Consider the following 22,363-nt stretch of genomic DNA (forward strand, 5'->3'; position numbering starts at 1 on the left):
TAACTTACCTTACTTGCTGACTTGCTAACTTTCTTTCCCCACTCTAACGCTGATCAGGAACCTTATTTGCCTCAAAAATTAGGGATCCAAATTCTAACGCTGATCACAAAGCTTATCGACCCGAAAACATCGCTGTTTAGCGCAAATTACGAGAAATAAGCTCTGTGGCAAGCGTTAGAATTTTATTTCCCTCTTTTCGGCACCAATAGCGCTCCTCACAAGCGTTAGAAGAAGTTGCTCGGCCTGGCTCACCCTTGCTCATAAGCGCTAGAGCAACCTGCTTCACTCTAACGCTGATCAGGAACCTTATTTGCCTCAAAAATTAGGAATTCAAATTCTAACGCTGATCACAAAACTTATCGACCCGAAAACATCGCTGTTTAGCGCAAATTACGAGAAATAAGCTCTGTGGCAAGCGTTAGAATTTCATTTCCCTCTTTTCGGCGCCAATAGCGCTCCTCACAAGCGTTAGAAGAAGTACCGCGAGGACTCATGGCCCGCGACAGCAGACAACCGACAACCGTCAGACCCTACACCGACAACCTACAGCCGCTAGCCATCAGCCTACCCCGCCCAATAGCAGCAACAACGACTGCAACAAGCCGATGATCCCGCCAAGCACCACGCCAAGCCAAGTAATGGCGCGAAACTCCTTGCCGGAGACGCTGAGGATAACCTCCTCCAGCCGTTCGATCGGGAATCTCGACACCTGTTCCTCGACGAGACCCGGCAAATCCACGGCCTGCATCGCCGCCGGAATGCCTTTGGCAATCAGGCGCAGCGTTCGCTCGGTCAGCACCGGAATGAAGCCCAGCACCGACGCTTTCCACAGCTCGATCAACGAGCGAACCGGCCGGTTCTCCGCTTGCTCGAGCCAACGCTCCAGCGGCAGCTGCTCAAGCTTGCCGTTCAGCCAGCCTAGCGCCTCTTCGCCGGTTAAGAGCGCCAGCAGCTCCGCCACCGGCTTCTCGCCATACAGCTCCAGCCGCGTCTCGATCGCGTGGGCGGTTTTGTTTAAAGCGTCCTCGCCCCGCAGCGTCTGAACGAGCGCTGGGGTCATTTTTTGCACCAGCTTGTCCTCATCCACAAAGATCGCGGCCATCGTGCCCAGGAATCCGCCGGCTCGGTCCATCAGCCCTGCCGCCATTTTCGACAGCATACGCTGGCCGCTCGCCGACAGCAGTTCCTCCTCCACGACACCCAATAGCGCGCTGGCCAGCGCGGCGCTCCAGGCTTTGCGGTTCTCCTCGGACCAACCGGGAACAAGCCGCTTCACCGGCAGGCTGCTAAGGTCCGCCTGCTCCCATAAGCGCGTCAGACTCCGCATCGCCGTAGCCCTTGCCCCTGCCGTAAGCTTAGACTTCAGTGCTTCGAACTCCTCCTCGCTCCACACCCGGAGTGCCGCTTCCCGAAGCGTTAACTCGCTGGAACTTACGCGTTCCACGAAGCCGCGCAACGTGTCCTCCGCTTTATTCCGGAACGCCGGACGCAACACCGTTTCCTGCAGTCCTTCGGCCGTTACCAAATACTCAGCTACCACCTGCCCCAGTGATGCGGCGATATCGTCACGGCGTTTTGGGATTAGTCCCGGCGTAAAGGGAACATGAAATTTGCCGATATGTATAGGTTTGCGCGGATGAAACAACATTTTAATTGCAAAATGGTTGGTTACGCCGCCGACAAAAGCAGCCACTGCAACGCTTACCAACACGTAAAGCCAATCGGGCACCCTCTCTTCCTCCTTCTTTCTCTTAGGCTGCTGCCCTAACTATCTTCCGCGATATCCGTCCTCGGCCCGCGCCCGGCCAGGAGTAGAACGCTTCATTCCTTCGCCCGGATGCCGCCGAAAACGGGCATAGGTTAATCACCAAGGATTCTATGTCCTCATATGATGCATTACATGCATTTTACGCAGATGATCTTTACTTGCATCCAAGACTCTAGCTTAGCTTGGAAGGAGATCCGCATTCATGCCCTCCAAAAAAATTACGGTACAAATCATGAGTCCGGGCATTCTTGAAGACGACATGATCGTGCTCGGAGACATGCTGATCAAACAATGGAAAATCCCAACGCATCTTCCGCTTCTACTCACTTTCGGATCATTTCGGCACCGCGTGAAGGTCATCCCCTTATCCAGATCCGATGGAGTTCGCATGAGCTCGGGTCTGGCCAGAAAAATGGGCATCCAACCGCGGTCGCCGCTGCGACTCATCTATCGGCCGCAATCCTCGACCCTTCAACTGGGTCCGCTGTTAGGAGTTCTGCTCAGTCAGGATTTCCCCGGGAATCCGGAACGGCCGTTTGGCCAAATGACCTTGTTCTGCAGAGAGCTCGTGAACGCTTGCTCGCGCCAAGGGGTATTCGTTTATTTCTTTACCCCCAATCATATCGGCAACAGCGCAAGCCAGGTCTCGGGCTGGGTCTATGGCAACGGGTGGAAGCAAACCCAACTGCCCGCCGCAGATGTATTCTACAACCGGCTGAATTCGCGGAAATTGGAGAACAAACCTAGCGTACAGCATTTTATGAAAGAAGTAAAATCCCGCTACGGGAGCCATTTTTTCAACGAGAAATATCTCGACAAAACCGAAGTGTTCGACGCGCTTAGCCGAGATGCCTCCGTGCAGCGTTATTTGCCGGAATCGCATCTGTTTCGCAACTACGCGATGTTGAAAGCGATGTGCAGCAAATATCCCGTCGTCTTCCTGAAACCAATCAAGGGAAGCTTGGGCAAAGGCATCATCCGGATCTCGCGGCTTGAAGGCGGGACCTTCCAGACCCTATCGACTCAGGTTGGAGGCGCACGGCGCCAAGTTTATCCGAGCCTTGCGAAGCTGTTCAACGCATTGTCCGGCAAAATGAAAACAACTCGCTACCAAATCCAGCAAGGGCTGAACTTGATTGAGGTGGATCACCGGCCAGTTGATTTTCGGGCGTTGGTTCAGAAGAACCTGTACGGCAAATGGAATACGACGTCCATCGTGGCCCGGATCGCCGGGAACCATCATTTTGTGTCCAATCTGGCTCGCGGCGGCTCGCTGAGCAAGGTGAAGGACGCGATTGCCCGAAGCTCGCTGCCAGCGGGAATCAAGAGCAAGCTCGCCTTAAAGCTGAAGAAGGCTGCCTTGGATATCGCCCAGAGCGTCGATGCACAAATCCCGGCTCATTTCGGGGAGTTCGGGATTGATTTAGCGGTGGAAACGAGCGGGCGAGTGTGGCTGTTGGAGGTCAACTCCAAGCCGTCCAAGAACGACAATACCCCGATCGGCGAAGGGAAGATCCGCCCATCGGTCAAGCAAGTGATCGAATATACCCGATATTTGTCCGGCTTTTAGAGGTTGCCCTTGGAGGGTCTCTTGGAAGGAGGGAATCAGCCATGTACAAAACACCACAAGGGAACGTCGGCATCCTGGTCTCCGAAAGCAGCGGACCGCTCCCTTTCGCGGAAGTTGCGTTCTGCCGCAGATTATGCATCATCGGGGCAAGGCATGGGCTTCACGTGTATGTCTTCTGCCTGAGCTGGATCGCATCGGGGAACGCTGCCGGCATTCCCGCCTATACCTTCGAACGCGGAACCTGGATTCGCAAATGGTGCCCCCGGCCGGACATCATTTACGATCGCTGCCTGGTCCATGACCGCAAGCAGCAGCTGCGCAAGCACCGTTTGCTCGAACGGCTGGCGAATGAGCATCCCTTCGTTTATTTGGCCCGGGGCCTTGCGGGAAAATGGGCGGTATACCAAGCTCTGCTGGAATGCCCGGAGGTTGCCGAACATTTACCAGAAACGGCGCTGTACCAAGGGCGGGCTCAGCTGGACCAATGGCTGCAGGCCCATGACGGGGAAGCCTTCCTGAAGCCGCGGAACGGCACGCACGGCAAACGGACGCTATACGTTAAATGGCATCTGCCGCGTGATGAAGTCAGGGTTGTCGGTCGCAGCGGGCGGAATACGATCTTTCGGCGTCGCTTTTCCACCAAGCAAGCAGGGCTGGTTTGGATTGACCGCTTTACCGGGAGACAACCGTTCTTGATTCAGCCCTATTTACAGTTGAACAGCTCAGACGGTGAACCCTTTGATGTCCGCGTCCTCATGCAGAAAGACGCCAAAGGCGAGTGGAGCTTGACGGGGATGGCGGTCCGCGCGGGCCGTAAAGATTCACTCACCTCCAACTTGCATGGAGGCGGTACCGCCCATCGGGCACTGCCTTTTCTCATCCGCGAACTCGGAGAGTCTGAGGGCAAAGCCGCTGAAGCCGCAATCCGCAAACTGTCACTCTTGATTCCGGCCTATCTGGAAACCCGTTTCGGCAGGCTGGCAGAGCTGGGCCTGGATTTCGGCGTTGACCGCCAAGGCCGCGTATGGGTGCTGGAGGTCAACTCCAAACCGGGACGCTCCTCGTTCTTTCGGATCGGCGATCCGGATACCGCCAGAAGGTCGCTGGAAAATCCGATAGGCTATGCCCGCTATTTACTGCTGAGCAAACCCTGATCACTTTTAGGAGGATAAAATCCATGAGTTTGACTTTTTGCAACGTCCATTTCACGCAAGCCCCCGACCGGGTGGTTTACGTGTCAGGGGCTCTTATGAAGAATCTGAAGCTATCCGGAAGAAAGTCGGTTCATCTGAGACTCGGGGGGGAACGGGTCCCCGCCGCCATTAAACGGATTAATAAAGCGGGAAATCATCTGTACCTTGCCAGCGGCGTTCGCAGGGGTATTAAAATCCCCAAGCCCGGCGGCGTCTACCTCCGCAGCCAGCAAGAGGGAGAAGTGCAGATCGGCCCGCTCATCGGCGTGCTGTCCGACGGACCCACGTCCTCACCAACGAACCCTTTTGGCTCGCGCACCGCATTCATCAAGCAACTCCTTCGGCAGGGAAGCCGAGTTTCCTATATCTTCGCGTTCACCCCGCGGGATATCCATTGGGAAGACGAAACGGTGAACGGCTATTTTCTGAACGAAGCGGGGCGGTTCGTGCGGAAGCGGGTACCGCTGCCTGACGTGGTTTATAACCGTCTCCCCAGCCGCCGAGCCGAAACAACCAGCTCAATCAGTCAGCTTCGGGAACGGTTCGTCCGCCGGAGGATCCCTTTCTTTAACTGGAGTTTTTTTAATAAATCCGATATTTACCGTCTGCTGGAAAAAGACCCCACAGTGGGCCGCTACGTTCCGGAATCGATCATGAGTCCGACGCCGGAGCAAATCAAGGAGATGCTGGATCGGCACTCTCTGGTCTACTACAAGCCGAACAGCGGCAGCCTGGGCAACGGGATCTATCGTTTATCCTATATTCCGAGAAGCGGTTATTATGCCAGGTATCGGAAAAACGGACGGAACGCCTTGCTGCGCTTCTCTTCCTTCAACAGCCTGATGCGTACGCTGCAAGCCAGACACGGTCGGGCGCTCCGCGGATATGTGGCCCAGCAGGGGATTCGTCTCATCGAAATCGACAACTGCCCGATCGATTTCCGCTTCCACATGCATAAGAACGGGAAGAACCAATGGGTTGTCGTGGGGATCGGTGCGAAAAAAGCCGGCAAAGGCAGCGTCACCACGCACTTGAAGAACGGCGGCTCCCTGCTTACGCCAGAGCAGGCGCTTTCCCGCGCATTTGGCTCGCGTGCCGATGAAGTGCTGCGGAACGCGAAATCCGTTGCGATCACGTTAGCTGAAGCGATTGAATCCCATCAACAGCATCTGATCGGCGAGATCGGATTTGATATCGGGATCGACCGGGATGAGAAAATTTGGATGTTCGAAGCCAACGCCAAGCCAGGCCGTTCGATCTTTAAGCACCCTTCGCTTCGGGCTGAAGGGAAGGCATCGGTCGATCACATCCTGGATCATTGCCTCTATTTGAGCAAATTCCGGAGGAGAGATGGCTCATGATCAATCCAGTATTGAGCGAGAAGAAGCCCGTTGTCGCCGTACTGACCGTGGATGATAACGTCCGAATGTTCCGCGGGAATCGCAGCAACTTCAGAGATCTCGTCAAAACCGGGCAAGAGCTGGATTGTCCCGTGTATGTTCTGACAGCCAAAGACTTGAAGCTTAGCGCCAAACGCGTTCAAGGATACTTGTTCCACCCGGAGGAGAAGGCGTGGAAGAAACATTGGTTCCCCTTGCCCGACGTCATCTACAACCGCATTCCCCTCCGGGAGGATGAGAAGAAGCCGGAGGTACGACGCAAAATCGATGAGGTCATCCAACATGAATCGATTCATCTATTTAATCCTTTTTTCTTCAACAAACGACGGCTCTTCGAATGGCTGAAGAAAGGACGGGCGACTAAAACGCTGGTGCCGGACACGAAAAAAATGTTAGGGCCCAAAACGCTAACCACGATGCTGGAGAAATACGGCTCCCTGTACCTTAAACCGGAAAGCGGCAAAGCCGGAAAAGGCATTATGCTGCTGCGGCTGGATGTAAATCATCCGAGACCATACCGGCTGACGATCCAAGGGAAGAAGCGCCGAAACATCATTTATCGAACCGCTAAGCTGCCCTTGCTGTGGAAAAGAATTAAAAAGGAGGCTGGCGCAACGCCCTACATCATGCAGGAGGGCATCGAGCTGACCTCCTATCACGGCCGCCACTTCGACATGCGCGTGCTCGTGCAAAAGAACGGCAAAGGCATCTGGATGGTAACCGGGATCGGCGCCCGCCTGGCCGGACCGAAACGGATTACAACCCATGTTCCGCAAGGCGGCAGCATTGAAGACCCGGAGAAGATGCTTCTCCCCGCCTTCGGGTCCGATATGACGACACTGCTCCTCAGCCGGATTAAGTCCAGCGCCCTCTTGATCGCCAAGCAAATCGAGAAGGAATCGGGCTTCCTGCTTGGGGAGATGTCCATGGATCTTGGGGTGGACACCGACGGACGCCTGTGGTTTTTCGAAGCGAACGCTAAGCCGATGAAGTTCGATGAGCCGCATATTCGCAAGAAATCGCTGGAGCGGATTTTTCAATACAGCCAGTATTTATACCGCCAGCCGAAACACAAACCGTGAAACGAACGAATATCAACACGAAAGGAGGACGGTCGTGATGGAGATCCGAGCCGTGACCGTGGACGATGAGACTCCTTGGGAGTTGCAGCACAGCGAAATCTTAGCTTTCATTCGTAAATATAACTCCGGCCGCGTTCCGCCCACCGTCCTTCGAAATCTGCTCCGGTTGACGCCAAGCGACTTACTGCAGCCGGGGGGCTCCATGCTCGTTGCCCGCATCCGGGCGGAGGATGGAGAGCGGCTGGCCGGCGTCTCTTGCGTCATGGATTACGGCCGCACCCTGTGCGTTGTCGTTGTCCATCCCCTGTACCGCGGCTGTGGGCTCGGCGCAGGGCTGCTTCAAGCCCAGCAGACTCGGCTGAAGCAGCTTAGCTGCCAGGTGGCGTTAAATCAGATTCAGAGCTTGCGCCTGTGTTTTCGTGCAGGGATGTACGCTTCGGGCCTGACCCGGGATCCAAACGGGAAACCGCTGCTTTTGCTGGAGACCCGGCCCGTTTCCCCAACGTCTGCAACGTCGGTCTCCCATACCAGCAAAGAAGGTGATATCGTTGTCACAACCCGTCCTGGGCATCCTAACCTTGTACCTCAATGACAAGAAGCTGCTGGAGGAACGCCATATCTACCAGCGCATGATCACAGAGGGAAAAAAAATGGGCCTGGACATTTTCGTGTTCACCCCAATGGACGTGAATGACCAGAAAAAGCAGATTCTCGCCCTCGAGTATGACCCCAAGGGCAAGAGATGGTTTCGCAAATGGCGCAGCTTCCCCGACCTAATCTTCGATCGCTGCCGAATCCAGCGCAGCAAGCGGTTCGAGCAGCTGCTGAAGTTCCGGGCGCGTTATCGTCATCTGACTTTCCTTAACCGGCCGCTGCGCAATAAATGGACGATATATCAAACATTGTCTCGCAAAAGCCGATTCCGATCCAACCTCCCGGAGACGGTATTATTTCAGAGCAGCAGCGATGTGTTTCACCTGCTCAAAAAGTATTCCACCGTCTATGTCAAGCCGATTAACGGCACAGGGGGCCGCGGCATCCTGCGCGTAGAACGCCTGGACAGCGATCACTTCCTGATCCAAGGGCGGAGACAGAACCGCAGGATCATCGCTCCGCAAAAAATCCATAAATCCCGGCTGGGTACGTTCCTGCTAAGCTGGAAAGGAAGCGGACGCTTCATCGCCCAGCAAGGGATCCAGATTAAGCTGCCCAACGGCCGCGTACACGACTATCGGATGCTGGTACAGAAGAACGGTGAAGGAGAGTGGGAAGTGACTGGCTGCGCTGCCAGGGTCGGTCCTCCCCGCAGTGTCACGTCCAATCTTCACGGCGGTGGTCATGCCGTAGCGATGAATACGCTGCTAAAGCAGTGGATCTCAAATGAAGAACGGCGGCAGGAAGTGCGCCGGGCGGCGGAGAAGCTCAGTCTGGAGGTCGCCGCCTACCTGGAGAATACGTTTGGGGCGTTGTGTGAGCTGGCGCTGGACTTGGCCATCAACCGCCACGGACAGATCTACCTGCTTGAGGTGAATCCCAAGCCTGCCCGCGAAGTGTTCCATCAATCGGGTGACTCCCAAGCGTACCGCGCAGCGATCGTCAGGCCGCTGGAGTATGCGTTATGGTTGCATAAACAGAAAGCCGCTTCCCCCTCCAATTAGGAGGGCAGCGGCTTTTGTTATGCTCCATGGGAGGTTTGGCTATTTCACTTCCTCCGCCTGCTCATACAACGAGATCAATTCATCGAAAGAGTGAATCCGCACGTCGGAGCCGGCCAGCTCCCGATCATCCCCGAAGCCGGCATAGGCGCAGCCGATTGCAACGAGTCCGTTCCGTTTGCCCGCTTCAACGTCCGAGGAACGATCCCCAACCATCCATGCGCGGGTGATGCCGTGCTGATCCAGAAGCAGCTTCACGAGATCGACTTTCGTTGCCGTTTGGTACTCCCCTGCGCTATAGAGTCCTTCAAACAGCGAAGCAATTCCATGCGCCTTGGCCACGCCTTTGACGTAATGCTCCAACCCGTTGCTGGCCACGAACAGCCGTACACCTCTGGCACTAAGCTCCCGCAGCGTTTCCGCCACCTGGGGATACAGCTCGGTCGCCAGCTGTTGCAGACCTTCCAGTTCATATTCCAGCAGCAGATCATCGGCCCGGCGGTGCACCTGCTCATCATGGTCCGGAATGACTCGACGCCAAATGTCCGGCAACAGCATCCCCAAGCAGCTAAGGATCAGCTCTTCCGGCGGTGTATCCCCGGTATACAGACCTTCTTTACGCAATTGATCAAACACCTTATGAAAAACTGGGACGAGCAAGGTTTCCGTTTTGAACAACGTCCCGTCCATGTCAAAAATCATCGCTTCCGGCTTAGAAAGTTTGACAGCCTGTCTCTCCATCTCCACATTCCTTCCGTATGTATGATATAGCCTCATGATATGTCAATCGGCATTCCTTGTAAACCGAACCCTTATCCTGATTTCTCCTGAGTTCTTAGGCGTCTCTTGATCTCGGCCCCAAGCAGCAACAGAATCGGGAAGATCACCTGAAACGGAAATGCGTAGAAAGCATAGGTCTTCATGGCAAAATTCCACATTTCCATAATGTCGTCATATAACGAGTAGGCAAAATACGTCGTTAAGAGCCCTAATTGGAGAACCACACTCCGGTATGTCTGTAGGTTAAACAGCTTGGCGATCCCTTGACTTGCCGCAAGCAAGCATACGCTGACCTTCATAAAAACACAAATGACGAATACGATGGACACCGTGCCTTCGATCCGTTGAATAAACGAGCCGACATTGATCCGACCTACCGCAGCATAAGAGGGGAAGGACACGTTGCTCATCGTGTAGGTCCCTAATACGCAAATGTTACGAAACGTAATAAACACAACCAGTGCCCCGCTAATGAGCAAGCCATACAAAAAGATCCGAACAAACGATTTTCCATCCTTTACATTGGAAAATATCCCGGTTAACAAAACCGTTTCGGCAAAAGGAAACGAAAAGGCATAAAACGCGCCTTTCCAAATCGGCATCCAGCCATGGTCCATTATTGGAAAAATATTTTCCACCTCAATTCGTCCGATCGTCAGCAACAACACGAAAATCACCGTAGCTATACAGATGTTAAATAACAGCCTTGCGCTTCGCCCCATGGTTTCAATGCCTTTGATCACGGCGAAGATGCACAGCAAGGCAACGAGCAGCATCGGGACGAGCATCGGCGTTTCCGGCATCGCTTCAGATTCCATAAATTCGCCGTAATTCCGAAGTACGAGCGCCGCCAAATGGAGAGCATACCAAACGTAGATCAGGATCAACACTCGCCCAGCCCACTTCCCGAATACCTGTAAGCAGATGTCGAACAAATTTTGCCCAGGATAAAGGGCGAGCAAACGCGCATAGATCAACACGAGTGGTACGGTTAGGATAATGCCGATCAGGATGGCGAGCCAGGCATCATTAAGTGCATTACTCGCAGCCCCCATAATCATCGTGCTGCCCATGACATATAGCATCAGAATCGCCCGAGCTTCACCTCCGCTGATCCTTTCATTGCTCATCGCAAGTACACCTCCGTATTACAAATCAAGTAGCAAACTCACCATGCGTTCAATTAACGGTGAAGGACTCGGCAGCCGCTCACCGGTGGACACCACCAATGCCGCTGCGAACGACAATAACCCAAGTACGCAGCTAAAGATAAAATCCTTCTTGGGGGCGGTTCTATAAGTCTGAACTTGATCCAACAATACGATAACGGCGTATAAGAGAATCGTAAGCAGGATCATCGAATCTCTTCCTCCATTTTCAGCGAATGTTTGGTGGATGCCGTGCCTTTGATGAGCACGTCCGCTTGTACCGTCACCTTTAATCTGGAAAAATGCTCGTCCCAGTCCGGCTCTAACCTTTTCCACAATTTTGGGAACTTCTTATGAATCTGATTGCCAAATCCGAAGATATCTTGTTGATACTGTTTTTGGGCGATCTGAATGACTTTCTCCATTTCTTTGACCATCTTCTCTTCCATCCGCTGTTCCAACTCTACCCGCCCTTTAGCCGATAGAAAATCGACCATGTTCTCTTGCGCTTCGTCTATGAAGGTAGTGGTGTGCGTCTTAACTCGGATTTCGACCTCTCCATCCACGAGGACCGGTTCTACTTTTGTTTTACTCCTGACAATTTTCAAGGAAATGCCCGGCGGATGATTATATCCGCCCAGCGTTAAGACGCCTCCACGAATTTCATCGCGTAGAAACAACACATATTTGGTATCTTCCTCACTGATCGTCCCGAGCATCCGATCTCGGTCAAACACAGCCAATCCGCCAATCGATGCCATCTTCCCCTTCTCATGCTCCTTCAGGTAAATCAGCGGAAGTATGCTGCTTATGCCAGGCGTATTCACCGTATCAGAGAAATCAAACAACTCCATGACCGGGGCGGAGGAAAACAATTTCTCATTATCCAGCATTTCATTCAGCTTAAAGGACAACGGCATATCCATGTAGCTGTCGCTTCGAAGCACGTCAGCAGCGTTTTCATTTTTGGATACCAGAATATGGATATCCGCCCGCGTCTCTGTATCGCGGATATACCAATCAATAACTTTGGCGGCTCCTTCCCGTGCGATGTCCTGACTCAAAATAATCACTTTGGCGTGCGCCCAGTACAATTTTCTGCCCGTCTCCGCAATCATTCGACGTACAATGTCAAACATCGTCTCGCCTGTTAAAGAAATATGACTATAACCAACCATCAGCACGTCTTGTCCGCCGGACCCGTCGACCGTCTCGAGCGTGAGCCGAATTTCCCCCTCCTTCTCGCCTTTGTCAATTGCAATTCCGGCGATGGTGGTCATTTTCTCGATTTCCCGATAATTCCAACAGCCGGTTAAGGATAAAACCATCAGGCTGCTCAACATCACGGTCAGCAGCTTGGCCCCAAGTTTGATCGACATCGTTCTCACCTCATAACCTTACGAATCCGCCGTTTCGTTTGGATGCGGAGGGTTCCCACCCTCGATGCCCACCAAGGGCCTCGGATTAAGGTATCCTGAATGTCATCATCCTTGATGGAACCTATGGTGAGCATGTAAGGCACACCAAAACTCCGCAAGCTCATCAAGTGGACGACCACACCTATTAAGCCAAATAAATATCCGTAGATCCCCATAAACGTGGCTAATGTCAGCAAAGTGAAACGTGTAAAAATAGAGGCGGCTTTCATCTTGACGTTAATCAACGTTGTGATCCCGGTAATACCAACGACAATCACCATCGGAGCACTGACAACTCTCGCATCTACGGCTGCTTGCCCCAGAACCAAAGCTCCAACGATACTGACCGCCTGACCGATGGAGTTGGGAATTCGGGTCCCTGCTTCACGGAGAATTTCAAACACGAGTAACATCAAGAAGCATTCCGCCACCGTCGGCAGCGGAACGGATTGTCTAGCTGCTGAAATGCTGAGTAGCAGTGGAGTTGGGATCATCTCCTGATTGTAAGTCACCAAGGACACGTAGATGGCCGGAACGCTGACCGCTAGAAATTCGCCAATGAACCGAATCATCCGGTTAAACGAACCAAACAAGTAGTTGCTGTAGTAATCTTCACTCACCTGGAAGTATTCATTAAATAAAAACGGGACCGTGAGTACAAACGGGCTCCCATCCACCAGCACAGCAATACGCCCCTCCATAATTTTGCCTGCCACGGTATCAGGGCGTTCCGTATTGCCCACTGTCTCAAACGGAGTCAGGATGTCATCCCGAAGCAATTCCTGCAGTTCCCCGGAATCGACAAGGGCATCGATCTGAATCCGCGCCAAGCGCTTCTTCAGCTCCTCCAAGATTTTCAGGGAAACCGAGTCCTCCAGATAACATAGACAAACCGACGTATTGGTTGTTTCCCCCAGCTCCATGAATTCAAACTTTAACTTTGGGTTTTTCACCCGTCGACGGATCAGCGACAAATTGGTAATCAACGTTTCGGTAAACCCTTCACGAGGCCCAATCACCGACTTTTCCGTTCCCGGTTCCGAAACTCCTCTGCTTTGTAAGCCTTGCGTCTCAATGAGCAGCGCCTGATCATGCCCCTCCAGCAACAACAAGGTATTGCCATTCAGCAGCTCGCTTAAGAGGGCATTCATGTCGTTTGATAATTCGAGCATGCTGACCTCGATGATCCCCTCCATCAAGAGCTGTAAATAGGGAATACCACGGTTTTCCTCGGAAGGCTGGAAATGAAAGATCGGCCGGAGGATGTAGTTGCTTAACGTCTCCGTGCTGACCATACCTTCAATATGAATTAAACAGCCGCATAACGACTTCACTTGAGGGTGTTGAAATCTACGAAATTTGATGGTGGAATCATTGGGAAAGATGCTTTTGAATAATGCGATATTCTCATCAACTGAAGAATGAAGGCTTTCCTTGATCTGCAAGGGAATTCCTCCTTTCACCAAAGGGTCTGGATATGTTATTCCCAATTCAAGCAAAATTTATCAATGAACCTTTCCTGATTATGCATAAAAAAGACAACGGGGACACCTATTCTTCCCCGTTGCCTTTGTCAGAGCTTAGGCTGCCGATCACTGGGTAATCAGCCAAAAGGCCTCCCAAGCCCCCCCGACCTGATCCCGGTTCGCCACCAGTCCAGCTCCGTTATTCAATTCCACGCTCACGTACTTGTTGTTAGCCAAAGCGAACAGGGCGATCGCCCCGTCGGGCAGCTGTTCCTTCCGGAACTTCTCCCAGAGTTGAATGCTCTCGCCGCGGGCGATCAGCTTGCCGCCGTCGTTCAAGTCTGCGGTGACGTATTTTCCATTGATTTTGGATTTAAGCGAAATCGTTCCATCACTATTGTTGATCACTTCGAACAGCTCCCAATCCTGGGCGGTATCGCGATTGGCGACCAAAGGAGCGCTGCCAGCGTTCTCTGCGCTGACAATCTTCTTATTCGCTTCCGAGATCAAATAGACGAACCCGGTAGGCGTCGGCGACGGTGTTGTGCCCGTCGTATATTTTTTCACCAAATTTTGCAGGGTCGTGTTCGGTCTAAAATTCTCCGTAGTAAACTTGCTCCATTTAGCGGCGATTGTCTCTGGACTGTCGCTGTAGATGTTAGGTACCGGATTGGGGTTGTTGTTGAAATACCCCCAGTTCCCGTAGTTCGAGCTGACCTTATACGTCCAGTTCGTCCAGGAAATGTTGGAGGCGTTCATTCCGGCCAGGAACTTCTCCCACAGATCGGTAAAATCAAACAGGCAAAATTCTCCGACATACACCGGTACGTTCCACCGGGCTTGGTGGTCGCGCAAGCCTTGCAAGGCGGTATTCACCAGACGGTTCTGCGCATTCCAATCCGAAGCCTCGTTGCCGGCCATCGCGTAATAGTGCATTTCGTACACTACGTTGGTCCAACCAAAGGTGTCCGGGTCATAGAGCTGGTTCCAGTTCCAAGCGGCTTCGATAAAGATCGTATGATCAGGGTCGATCGCGCGGATCGCCTTATACAGTCGGTCATAAAAAGCGTTTAACTGCTCCTTGCTCACCCGGTCAGGTTCGTTTAACAGATCGTAACCTGCCACGGTCGGATTACCTTTAAAATGGGCGGCAATCCCTTCCCACAACCGAACGGTTCGATCCTGGTATTGCTGGTTCTTCCAGAGCTGCGGGTCCGAGTTGACCTCACCAGAGTTATCAAAGGTGTTCTGGGCGCCAAACGTACCGTGCAGATCGAGCAGGACATAAATGCCCCGTTCCCCCGCTTCACGGACGAGCCAATCCAGCTTGCTCCACGGATCCGCCTTCCAGTTGCCATACTTGTCCATCAGCTCCAGGTAAAGAATCGGCACGCGGACCATATTCATCCCCATGTTTTTGATATTGTCCAAATCCCGTGTAGTCAGCCAGGCGTCTTGATACGTTTTGATCAAGCTTTCCGCCGTTTGCGCGCCGTGCAGGTTCGTTAACGTTTCGCGCAGCGTCCATTCATCCTTCACGCCAAGCGGTGACATCCAGCTCTCCTGCAACAGCCAGCCGCCAAGATTGGTCCCCCGCAGATTGACGATATTCCCTGTGCCATAGTTGTCCCGCAGCACCGCACCACTAGCTTTCAGGAAGCCGCTCTGCTCGATTCTTGACACGTTCGTACTGGAATCTCCCTCCGCAGCTTGAGCCGAAGGTGCAAACATTGAGTTACTTAAGGTCATAGCAGCAAGTAGCATCGCGAGTAGGATGGTTCGGAGTAATCTCTGGATGTCACGGACAGCATTCGGTTGGTTCATGATCATCACAAATCCTCCTTAATGACAATAATGGTTTATATTTCCATATCAAACATAAACTATTATTGTAAGCGCTGTCAATAGGAAGATGATTTCATAGATTTTGTTAGAGAATCTCTTCGATCAGCTGTGCAATCCGCGCCTTATCCAGAGCATCAATCCATGCCTGTGGAATCTGCGCATAGCGGCAGTCGCTGCTTTGTAAATAACGGTAGATGATCCGCGCCTCATCAATTTCATCCCGAGTAGGTTTGCCTATCAGAAAAGAACGCTGTCTTAGATAGACCACTGCCTGCTCCGCCATTTCCAGAGACATAGAGGCTTGGGAGCTTTCTCTAAGTAGCTCAACTTTCTGGCTATACAGGATCGTATTTCGCTGCAAGATGAACCATTTGGTCTCCCGCTCACTCAGACGCTCCACAACTACGAAATTCTCGTTCTGCTCTATAAATCCGGCAATCTCCTCCTGCCTCGCAAACAGATCGATGGCATGAAGAGCATCCCTGAGCTTGGCTGCGGCTTCAAAATCAAATCGTTCGGAGGCGTCCTGCATTCGTCTCTCCAACTCCTCCCGGAGGCTGGAATCCGAGCCATCCAGCAGCGCAGTAAACCGATCCATCATGCGGTTGTTGCGCTCAACCGCTTCCCCGCCTAAGCATGCGCCGAGACATAAGCCCAGCGAATGGTTCAAACAGGGAAATCCAATCGGCGCTGATCGTGGACGGCTGCAAGCGATACGCAAAGCTTCGCGAACGCTTTGGACAGCCGCCTCAACAGCATAGCGACTCGCTGAATACGGTCCATAAACTTGGCGGGTTCCCGGGGCGTCCGGCACATCAGCAACTTCCAGATCCCAGATCCCGTCTGTGTCGCGGATCGCTAAATAAACATAACCGAGTGGACTCTTCATCTTTTTGTTATATATCGGCTTCAGTTCTTGAATCAGCCGGCACTCCAGCATCAGCGCTTCAAATTCGGTGTCAGTCCTGCGGATTTCCAGATCCTTCACATTATGCGCCAATCTCTCGACCTTCTTGGAGCGGTGACGGGAGACATGAAAATAAGAACGTACCCGTTGCTGCAAGTTCTTCGACTTGCCAACATAAATGACGCCTCCTGCCGCGTCCTTCATCAAATAAACCCCCGGCGCTGCTGGAAGGGTGCGAAGCTGCAGCTCGATCCGTTCGTTGGTCATGGAGCAAGCTCAATCCGTTTGATGACGTTACCAGTAAAGTCTTTTACCCTAAACGCTCCTGCTTCCAAGAGGCCATAGGAATTGGGGAAGTTCTCCTTCGGCAATGCGATGGACCCCGGATTCAGGACGTAGATGCCGTCTTTGATATCGGCTACTGGCACATGCGTATGCCCCTGAATAAACACGTCGCCCGGCGCCAATGGCGGAAGCTGATCGATGCTGTATCCGTGCCCATGCGTGACGTAAATACGTCGTCCCTCCAAGTAGAGCATGGCATAATCCGCCATCATCGGAAATTCCAGCAACATCTGGTCCACTTCCGCATCACAGTTCCCGCGCACAGCGATGAGTTGATGCTTATGTTCGTTCAGCGTCGCCGCGGCCCGCTTGGGATCATAACCGTCAGGCAGCGGATTTCGCGGTCCGTGATACAGGAAATCCCCCAGCATAATGATTTGGTCTGGCTGCTCCTCGGCTACTTTGGCCATCGCCCGGTCCAGCCAAGCGCTTGATCCGTGAATATCCGAAATCAACATCAATTTCATCGAAACCAACTCCTTATCTCTTTCGTTTTAGTATATAAGGAAGAACATCTGGCTAAATACAATCGAAATCTTGATCAATCGGAGGTACCTTGCATGAAGTCCTTCAAAAAATGGGCGGTGATCCTTCTTGTCTTTTGGGGCATATGGAAGATATTCTTTTTCCTCCTTAAGGATGTTCTGTTTGCAGTGCTAACGTTTCCTGATCCTTATGCCAATATCCTTCAGATGGTCGGTATGGGAATGATCCTGCTGTTATCTCTTATCTTCACTGCGCTTCTCGTCAAAGACAGCGCCCGATAAGCAAGAAAGACAAGAAAGACGTCCAATCGCTTGAACGTCCAGAGTTCACTATTCTTGGATCAGCGTATACAGCTCGTTGGTCACTTTAAACTGATCCTTAAGTCCCGATGTGACATAAATTTTGTCGTCCTTCGTGATGAACAAGGCTTCCGTTACCTCATTATAATTTTCAACAAACTCCATCCCTTTCTCCAAGCCCATCACAAAAACCACAGTAGATAGCGCATCGGCATCCGTCGCATTATCCGTTAAGATGGTTACGCTCTTCAGCTCGTTTTGCGCCGGCGCGCCAGTTCTGGGGTCAAGAATATGGTGATACATCACCCCGTCCTCAACAAAATACCGTTCATAGACTCCCGAGGTATTAATCACCTGATCGTTTAAGCGAATAGTCCCCATCGTCGTCCCGCGCGAGCTGTCAGGATCCTGAAGTCCAACGATCCAGTCGTCACCGTTCGGCTTGCTTCCAACCACGATGATACTGCTGCCGCCAAGGTCAACTAATGCGCTCTTTACGCCTTCTTCACGAAGATAAGCTGCGATTTTGTCTGCCGCATACCCTTTTCCGATGCCGCCGAGATCCAGAATCATCCCCGGTGTTTTCAGAAAAATCGTTCGCTTGGTTTCGTCCATCACCACATTTTGATAACCAACCAAGCTAAGCTCCCGCTGCAAGTCCTCCGGAGCCGGAACATGGGCATCTTCATGTCCAATATCCCAAAGATCAACCAATCCGCCAACGGTTGGGTCAAACAGCCCATCCGTCTCCTTGGCATAATTCAGCGAGCGTTTTAATACCTCTATCGTATCTTCGGATACTTCAACCGCCTCTACGCCTGCCTCCTGATTCACTTTGTAGAGCTGGCTTGTCTCCAAAGTCCGGCTAAGCTCCTCGTCCAACGTTTTCAACATCGCATCGATATGATCCAAATGCTCTTCGCCCTTCGGGTCCTCATACAATTTGATGTTAACCACCGTATCAAAAATATAATATTGTCTTGAGGTCGGCTCTGCGGCCGCCGTTTTGTCCTTCGGATTCGCCTCGCCTCCGCACCCGGATAAGAGGATCGTCAGCATTGCCGTCAAGCCGAAAAGTACAGCCCGTTTGCGCCATTTCTGTGTTCGTTGCATCGTTTCACCTCATTTGAAAGTTCACGCAGCTCGTGGTTAACTTCCCGTATTGTATAATTTTCATCACACTTCGTCTAGGAAGAACATCACGGTGACTTGAGTACTGCAAAGAGGAACACGAACCTAAATGCAAAAAGAAGCGAGATAGATCTCGCTCCCACAATGATCAAGCCTCAAACCGAAGTTGATCCGAAATTCGTTTATCTTAATAAGTCATCTTCTCGAGTGATGTTATCGTATGAACGGTTATACCGCCGATAATCGTCTAAATACTGCCGCTCATGATTTTTTACATAGTAGAAGGTACCCCATCCGCTGAAAACGAGGAACAACACCAGCATAATTCGGTAAGCCAACGTAAAATGGTCTGTGGCAAACCCGATCACAATACCTAAGATCGCTATACCCAATAGTCCCCAAAGGATTGATTTCATGATCTTTTTTACCAATTTCCATATCCCCCCTTATCTATTATGAATTGGATTATAGCATATTTTTCCTAGGTAAAGAGATTCTGTTATTTGTTTGCTATTTTGTGGAAATGACTGTGATCCCAGTCACTCAATCGCTGCCGATCGAGCGATATGCTTCTGGCAGAAACGGAGGTGCAGTGTCTCAAATCTAACTACGTGAAAATCAACACAACCTTCAGCACCTCCTGTCTTCGAAATCAATCAAGGAGGTTTCTCGATGAACCAAAGTCAAATCCCAACCGATACGCGTCACGAGCCGTCCATGTTCTGTTACCAATGCCAAGAGACCGCGGGTGGAACGGGCTGCACCATCACAGGTGTTTGCGGAAAGTCTGAGGAGGTTGCGAATCTGCAGGATTTGTTGGTCTATGTCCTCAAGGGGGCGTCATTCCTTGCCTTAGACAGCGACCTGCCGGAGCCGCTTGACCGGCAGCTATCCGTATTTACCATGAACTCCTTGTTTGCGACAATAACGAACGCTAATTTTGATCGCAACTATTTCGTGAGCCATATCCGGGAGGCTCTTGCCTTGCGAGATATTGTTAGAAGCTACTGGATGAAGAAGCACTCTGACGATGAGGCTGTCTTACCCGATGCCGCGCTCTGGGAGCCTAGAGATGAAAGCCAGTTCGCAGGTAAAGCCCAACAGGTCGGGGTCCTCTCTACCGCCAACGAAGATATTCGTTCCTTACGTGAACTATTAACCTACGGACTTAAGGGGATGGCCGCTTACACCTACCATGCCTATCAATTGGGTTATACCGACGGAAGGATTCATCACTTTATGCGCCAGGCGCTGGCTGCAACCTTGGACGATACCTTAACGACCGATAATCTTGTCGCCTTGGTCCTGGAAGCGGGCAAATATGGCGTCGAAGCCATGTCCTTGTTGGATCGAGCCAATACAAGCACCTATGGTCATCCGGAAGTAACCCAGGTCAATCTCGGTGTACGGAATCGCCCAGGTATATTGATCAGCGGTCATGATTTGAAGGATTTAGAAGAGCTGCTGCTCCAAACGGAAGGCACCGGCGTGGACGTGTACACTCACAGTGAAATGCTCCCAGCCCACTACTATCCGGCATTCAAAAAATACAGCCATTTCGTCGGCAACTACGGCAATGCCTGGTGGCAGCAAACGAGGGAATTCGAAGCCTTTAACGGTCCGATTCTCATGACGACCAACTGTATCGTGCCGCCAAAGGATAGTTACCGGGATCGACTTTACACAACGGGGAACACCGGTTATCCTGGAGCACGTCATATTCCGGATGGCAAGGACGGGAAGCCAAAGGACTTCTCAGCACTCATCGCGCATGCCCAAAATTGTCCGCCGCCAACCGAGCTCGAAAGCGGGCAGATTGTCGGCGGCTTTGCCCATCATACTGTGACTCGTTTGGCGGATCAGATCGTTCAGGCAGTGAAGAGCGGTGCGATCAAACGGTTTTTTGTTATGGCGGGGTGTGACGGACGAATGAAATCGCGGAACTACTACACCGAGTTTGCTAAGGCACTTCCTCGGGATACCGTGATCCTGACCGCCGGTTGTGCCAAGTACAAATACAATAAGCTGGACCTGGGGGATATTGGCGGGATACCCCGCGTCCTTGATGCGGGTCAATGTAATGATTCCTATTCACTCGCCGTCATTGCACTGAAACTAAAGGAATTGTTCGGTCTTGAGGATATCAACGAGCTGCCGATATCGTACAATGTTGCCTGGTATGAACAAAAAGCCGTCATCGTCCTGCTCGCTCTGCTCCATCTCGGTGTCAAGAACATTCACCTCGGCCCTACTTTGCCGGCCTTCCTGTCCCCCAACGTAGCGAAGGTCCTGATCGACAAGTTTGGCATCGGGGGCATTACGAATGTAGAGGAAGATATGGCCATGTTTCTTGGAGCTTTGGCGTAACGTGTGCAAATCGAAAGGACCCCCTATCACGTGATGTGAATGAGGGGGTCCTTTCGATTCCAGTCACTATATCGTTACTCGCTTAATAATGAGAGTTGGATTGCCGCCAAAGTCGGATACTCACGATACTGTTTAAAAACAACCTTCACCCTCCGGGCTGTCGTAACCGGAAGGATGACAATCTTCTTGTAACCGATTATCGAACCTTCTCCAATCAAACGCCATTCACCGAGAAGTGCAGTTTCCTCGTTGGACTTATCCTCGGTAAGTTCCGATGCCCACAGCTCAAACGCCTCTACCCGCTGTCCTTGTTCAATCTGTTCCTGTAAAATAACCGCGTTAAATGCTCTCGCCTCCGGTAAAACGATTTGTACCCAAGGCTCAGCATCCGACGCAGACGGTCTCCAAGCGCGATCCGGTGTGGCCTCGGCAAGAGCTTCGGCCGCCTCCTCCTGGGAAGCGGCACTCGATCCTATCCATACGGCCCCTTCGTTCAGCCTTGGATCATTTAATTCCTGGATTCGGCGTCCCAGCTTGGCCAGAACTTCACGATCCGGCGCTGCGATCACCCCATCCCGGTTAGGCGGGATGTTAAGCAGGAACATGGCATTACCGCCAACGGATTTCAAGTAGATGTCGAACAGTTCACGGTCGCTCCGCACCTGCCCGTCCTCTTCGGCATGGTAGAACCACCCCGGACGGATGGACGTGTTCACTTCAGCCGGATACCACACCCATTCTCCGCCATACCGAGCAATCGCCCTCCTGCTGCCCAGATCCTCTTCCATCGAGTTGATCGAACGAGCGAAGGACGGGTCATCGGTTTGTTGCGATTTTTCCGCCGTTTTCTCCGCATCTTGCAAAGCCCGAGGTACAACGCTCCATTCTTCCCGCCGCGTATGCCCCGCCTCGTTGCCAACCCAGCGGATATCCGGGCCGCATACGCTGATCACGCATTGCGGCTGCAGCCGGCGAATCGTCTCATAGTAACGGTCCCAATCGTACTGCTGCCGCTTGCCGGAGGGGCCTTCTCCGTTGGCGCCGTCCAGCCACACGCAGCTAATCTCGCCATATTGAGTAAGCAGCTCCGTCAGTTGATTCACGTAAAAATCGTCATACGCGGCCCCTTCCCCGTAGCTGGCTTCGGTCCGATCCCAAGGCGACAGATATACTCCGAATTTCAGCCCGGCCTTCTGGCAAGCGTCCGAAACTTCGCGAACCACATCCCCCTTGCCGCCTTTCCACGGGCTGGATGCGACCGTATGCTTCGTGTATCGGCTGGGCCAGAGGCAGAAGCCGTCATGATGTTTGCAGGTCAGTATGACGGCTTTCATGCCGGCTTGTTTTAAGATGGCCACCCATTCCGTGGCGTCGAGCTGCTTCGGGTTAAACAGCACCGGATCTTCATGACCCGTCCCCCACTCTCTGCCGGTCATCGTGTTCATCCCAAAGTGAATAAACCCGTAAAACTCTAACTTTTGCCAAGAAAGCTGCCTGCTCGAG

20 protein-coding genes are annotated in these 22,363 nt (G+C 52.3%); 8 read left to right on the plus strand and 12 right to left on the minus strand.

Annotated elements, in window-relative coordinates; genetic code table 11:
- Positions 1-559: 559 nt before the first annotated feature.
- Positions 560-1,729 carry a DUF445 family protein gene (locus tag PBA01S_RS11055; protein WP_127575996.1) on the minus strand — a complete coding sequence of 390 codons (1,170 nt, stop codon included), beginning with the start codon at positions 1,727-1,729 and terminating at the stop codon, positions 560-562.
- A 241-nt stretch (positions 1,730-1,970) separates the two neighbouring features.
- On the opposite strand from PBA01S_RS11055, the gene PBA01S_RS11060 reads away from it, so the two are divergent.
- The 6 genes from PBA01S_RS11060 to PBA01S_RS11085 are packed head-to-tail and all read left to right on the plus strand — an operon-like array spanning position 1,971 to position 8,671.
- On the plus strand, positions 1,971-3,338 hold the full coding sequence (locus PBA01S_RS11060) for a YheC/YheD family endospore coat-associated protein (protein ID WP_127575997.1): 1,368 nt from the start codon (positions 1,971-1,973) through the stop codon (positions 3,336-3,338).
- Positions 3,339-3,379: 41 nt separating this feature from the next.
- Entirely contained in the window at positions 3,380-4,492 is a 1,113-nt protein-coding gene (locus PBA01S_RS11065; RefSeq protein ID WP_127575998.1) for a YheC/YheD family endospore coat-associated protein, read from the plus strand.
- A 23-nt stretch (positions 4,493-4,515) separates the two neighbouring features.
- On the plus strand, positions 4,516-5,892 hold the full coding sequence (locus tag PBA01S_RS11070; protein WP_016312861.1) for a YheC/YheD family endospore coat-associated protein: 1,377 nt from the start codon (positions 4,516-4,518) through the stop codon (positions 5,890-5,892).
- Positions 5,889-7,013: a YheC/YheD family endospore coat-associated protein gene (locus tag PBA01S_RS11075; protein ID WP_127575999.1), complete on the plus strand. Its 1,125-nt coding sequence runs from the start codon at positions 5,889-5,891 to the stop codon at positions 7,011-7,013. Before PBA01S_RS11070 ends, PBA01S_RS11075 begins: the two co-directional genes overlap by 4 nt.
- A gap of 37 nt (positions 7,014-7,050) precedes the next feature.
- Positions 7,051-7,605, plus strand: coding sequence for a GNAT family N-acetyltransferase (locus PBA01S_RS11080; RefSeq protein ID WP_164744146.1), 555 nt, complete (start codon positions 7,051-7,053; stop codon positions 7,603-7,605).
- Complete coding sequence (locus PBA01S_RS11085) at positions 7,562-8,671, plus strand: YheC/YheD family endospore coat-associated protein (protein WP_016312864.1); 1,110 nt, start codon at positions 7,562-7,564, stop codon at positions 8,669-8,671. Before PBA01S_RS11080 ends, PBA01S_RS11085 begins: the two co-directional genes overlap by 44 nt.
- 39 nt (positions 8,672-8,710) lie before the next feature.
- Here the strand turns inward: PBA01S_RS11085 and PBA01S_RS11090 are convergent, their stop codons facing one another.
- From PBA01S_RS11090 to yfcE, 8 genes are all read right to left on the minus strand, one after another.
- Complete coding sequence (locus PBA01S_RS11090) at positions 8,711-9,409, minus strand: HAD family hydrolase (protein ID WP_127576001.1); 699 nt, start codon at positions 9,407-9,409, stop codon at positions 8,711-8,713.
- A 71-nt stretch (positions 9,410-9,480) separates the two neighbouring features.
- A complete protein-coding gene (locus PBA01S_RS11095; RefSeq protein WP_028538252.1) occupies positions 9,481-10,578 on the minus strand; it encodes a GerAB/ArcD/ProY family transporter in 1,098 nt (365 codons plus the stop codon).
- An 18-nt stretch (positions 10,579-10,596) separates the two neighbouring features.
- Positions 10,597-10,806 carry a hypothetical protein gene (locus PBA01S_RS11100; RefSeq protein ID WP_016312867.1) on the minus strand — a complete coding sequence of 70 codons (210 nt, stop codon included), beginning with the start codon at positions 10,804-10,806 and terminating at the stop codon, positions 10,597-10,599.
- Complete coding sequence (locus tag PBA01S_RS11105) at positions 10,803-11,975, minus strand: Ger(x)C family spore germination protein (RefSeq protein ID WP_028538251.1); 1,173 nt, start codon at positions 11,973-11,975, stop codon at positions 10,803-10,805. The genes PBA01S_RS11100 and PBA01S_RS11105 overlap by 4 nt, the downstream gene beginning before the upstream one ends.
- 5 nt (positions 11,976-11,980) lie before the next feature.
- Complete coding sequence (locus PBA01S_RS11110) at positions 11,981-13,459, minus strand: spore germination protein (protein WP_127576002.1); 1,479 nt, start codon at positions 13,457-13,459, stop codon at positions 11,981-11,983.
- Between the two features lie 147 nt (positions 13,460-13,606).
- The gene (locus PBA01S_RS11115) at positions 13,607-15,310 is read right to left on the minus strand and encodes a cellulase family glycosylhydrolase (protein WP_255315342.1); all 1,704 of its coding nucleotides are present in this window, start codon (positions 15,308-15,310) and stop codon (positions 13,607-13,609) included.
- A gap of 100 nt (positions 15,311-15,410) precedes the next feature.
- Positions 15,411-16,499, minus strand: coding sequence for a GIY-YIG nuclease family protein (locus PBA01S_RS11120; RefSeq protein WP_127576004.1), 1,089 nt, complete (start codon positions 16,497-16,499; stop codon positions 15,411-15,413).
- Positions 16,496-17,044: a phosphodiesterase gene (gene yfcE / locus PBA01S_RS11125; RefSeq protein WP_016312872.1), complete on the minus strand. Its 549-nt coding sequence runs from the start codon at positions 17,042-17,044 to the stop codon at positions 16,496-16,498. The genes PBA01S_RS11120 and yfcE overlap by 4 nt, the downstream gene beginning before the upstream one ends.
- A gap of 93 nt (positions 17,045-17,137) precedes the next feature.
- Between yfcE and PBA01S_RS11130 the strand changes: the two genes are divergently transcribed.
- Entirely contained in the window at positions 17,138-17,344 is a 207-nt protein-coding gene (locus PBA01S_RS11130; protein WP_016312873.1) for a hypothetical protein, read from the plus strand.
- 48 nt (positions 17,345-17,392) lie between these two features.
- On the opposite strand, the gene PBA01S_RS11135 is transcribed toward PBA01S_RS11130, so the two are convergent.
- Both PBA01S_RS11135 and PBA01S_RS11140 read right to left on the minus strand, forming a co-directional pair.
- Complete coding sequence (locus PBA01S_RS11135; protein WP_016312874.1) at positions 17,393-18,475, minus strand: FAD:protein FMN transferase; 1,083 nt, start codon at positions 18,473-18,475, stop codon at positions 17,393-17,395.
- Between the two features lie 200 nt (positions 18,476-18,675).
- Positions 18,676-18,909, minus strand: a complete 234-nt coding sequence (locus PBA01S_RS11140) for a hypothetical protein (protein ID WP_036625371.1) — start codon at positions 18,907-18,909, stop codon at positions 18,676-18,678.
- Between the two features lie 256 nt (positions 18,910-19,165).
- On the opposite strand from PBA01S_RS11140, the gene hcp reads away from it, so the two are divergent.
- Positions 19,166-20,860, plus strand: a complete 1,695-nt coding sequence (gene hcp / locus PBA01S_RS11145; protein ID WP_255315343.1) for a hydroxylamine reductase — start codon at positions 19,166-19,168, stop codon at positions 20,858-20,860.
- Between the two features lie 74 nt (positions 20,861-20,934).
- On the opposite strand, the gene PBA01S_RS11150 is transcribed toward hcp, so the two are convergent.
- Positions 20,935-22,296 (minus strand): alpha-L-fucosidase, encoded by a 1,362-nt coding sequence (locus PBA01S_RS11150; protein WP_232228297.1) that lies wholly within the window; start codon positions 22,294-22,296, stop codon positions 20,935-20,937.
- Positions 22,297-22,363: the final 67 nt, after the last annotated feature.

Origin of the sequence: Paenibacillus barengoltzii NBRC 101215, assembly GCF_004000745.1 — a bacterium.
GTDB lineage: Bacteria > Bacillota > Bacilli > Paenibacillales > Paenibacillaceae > Fontibacillus > Fontibacillus barengoltzii.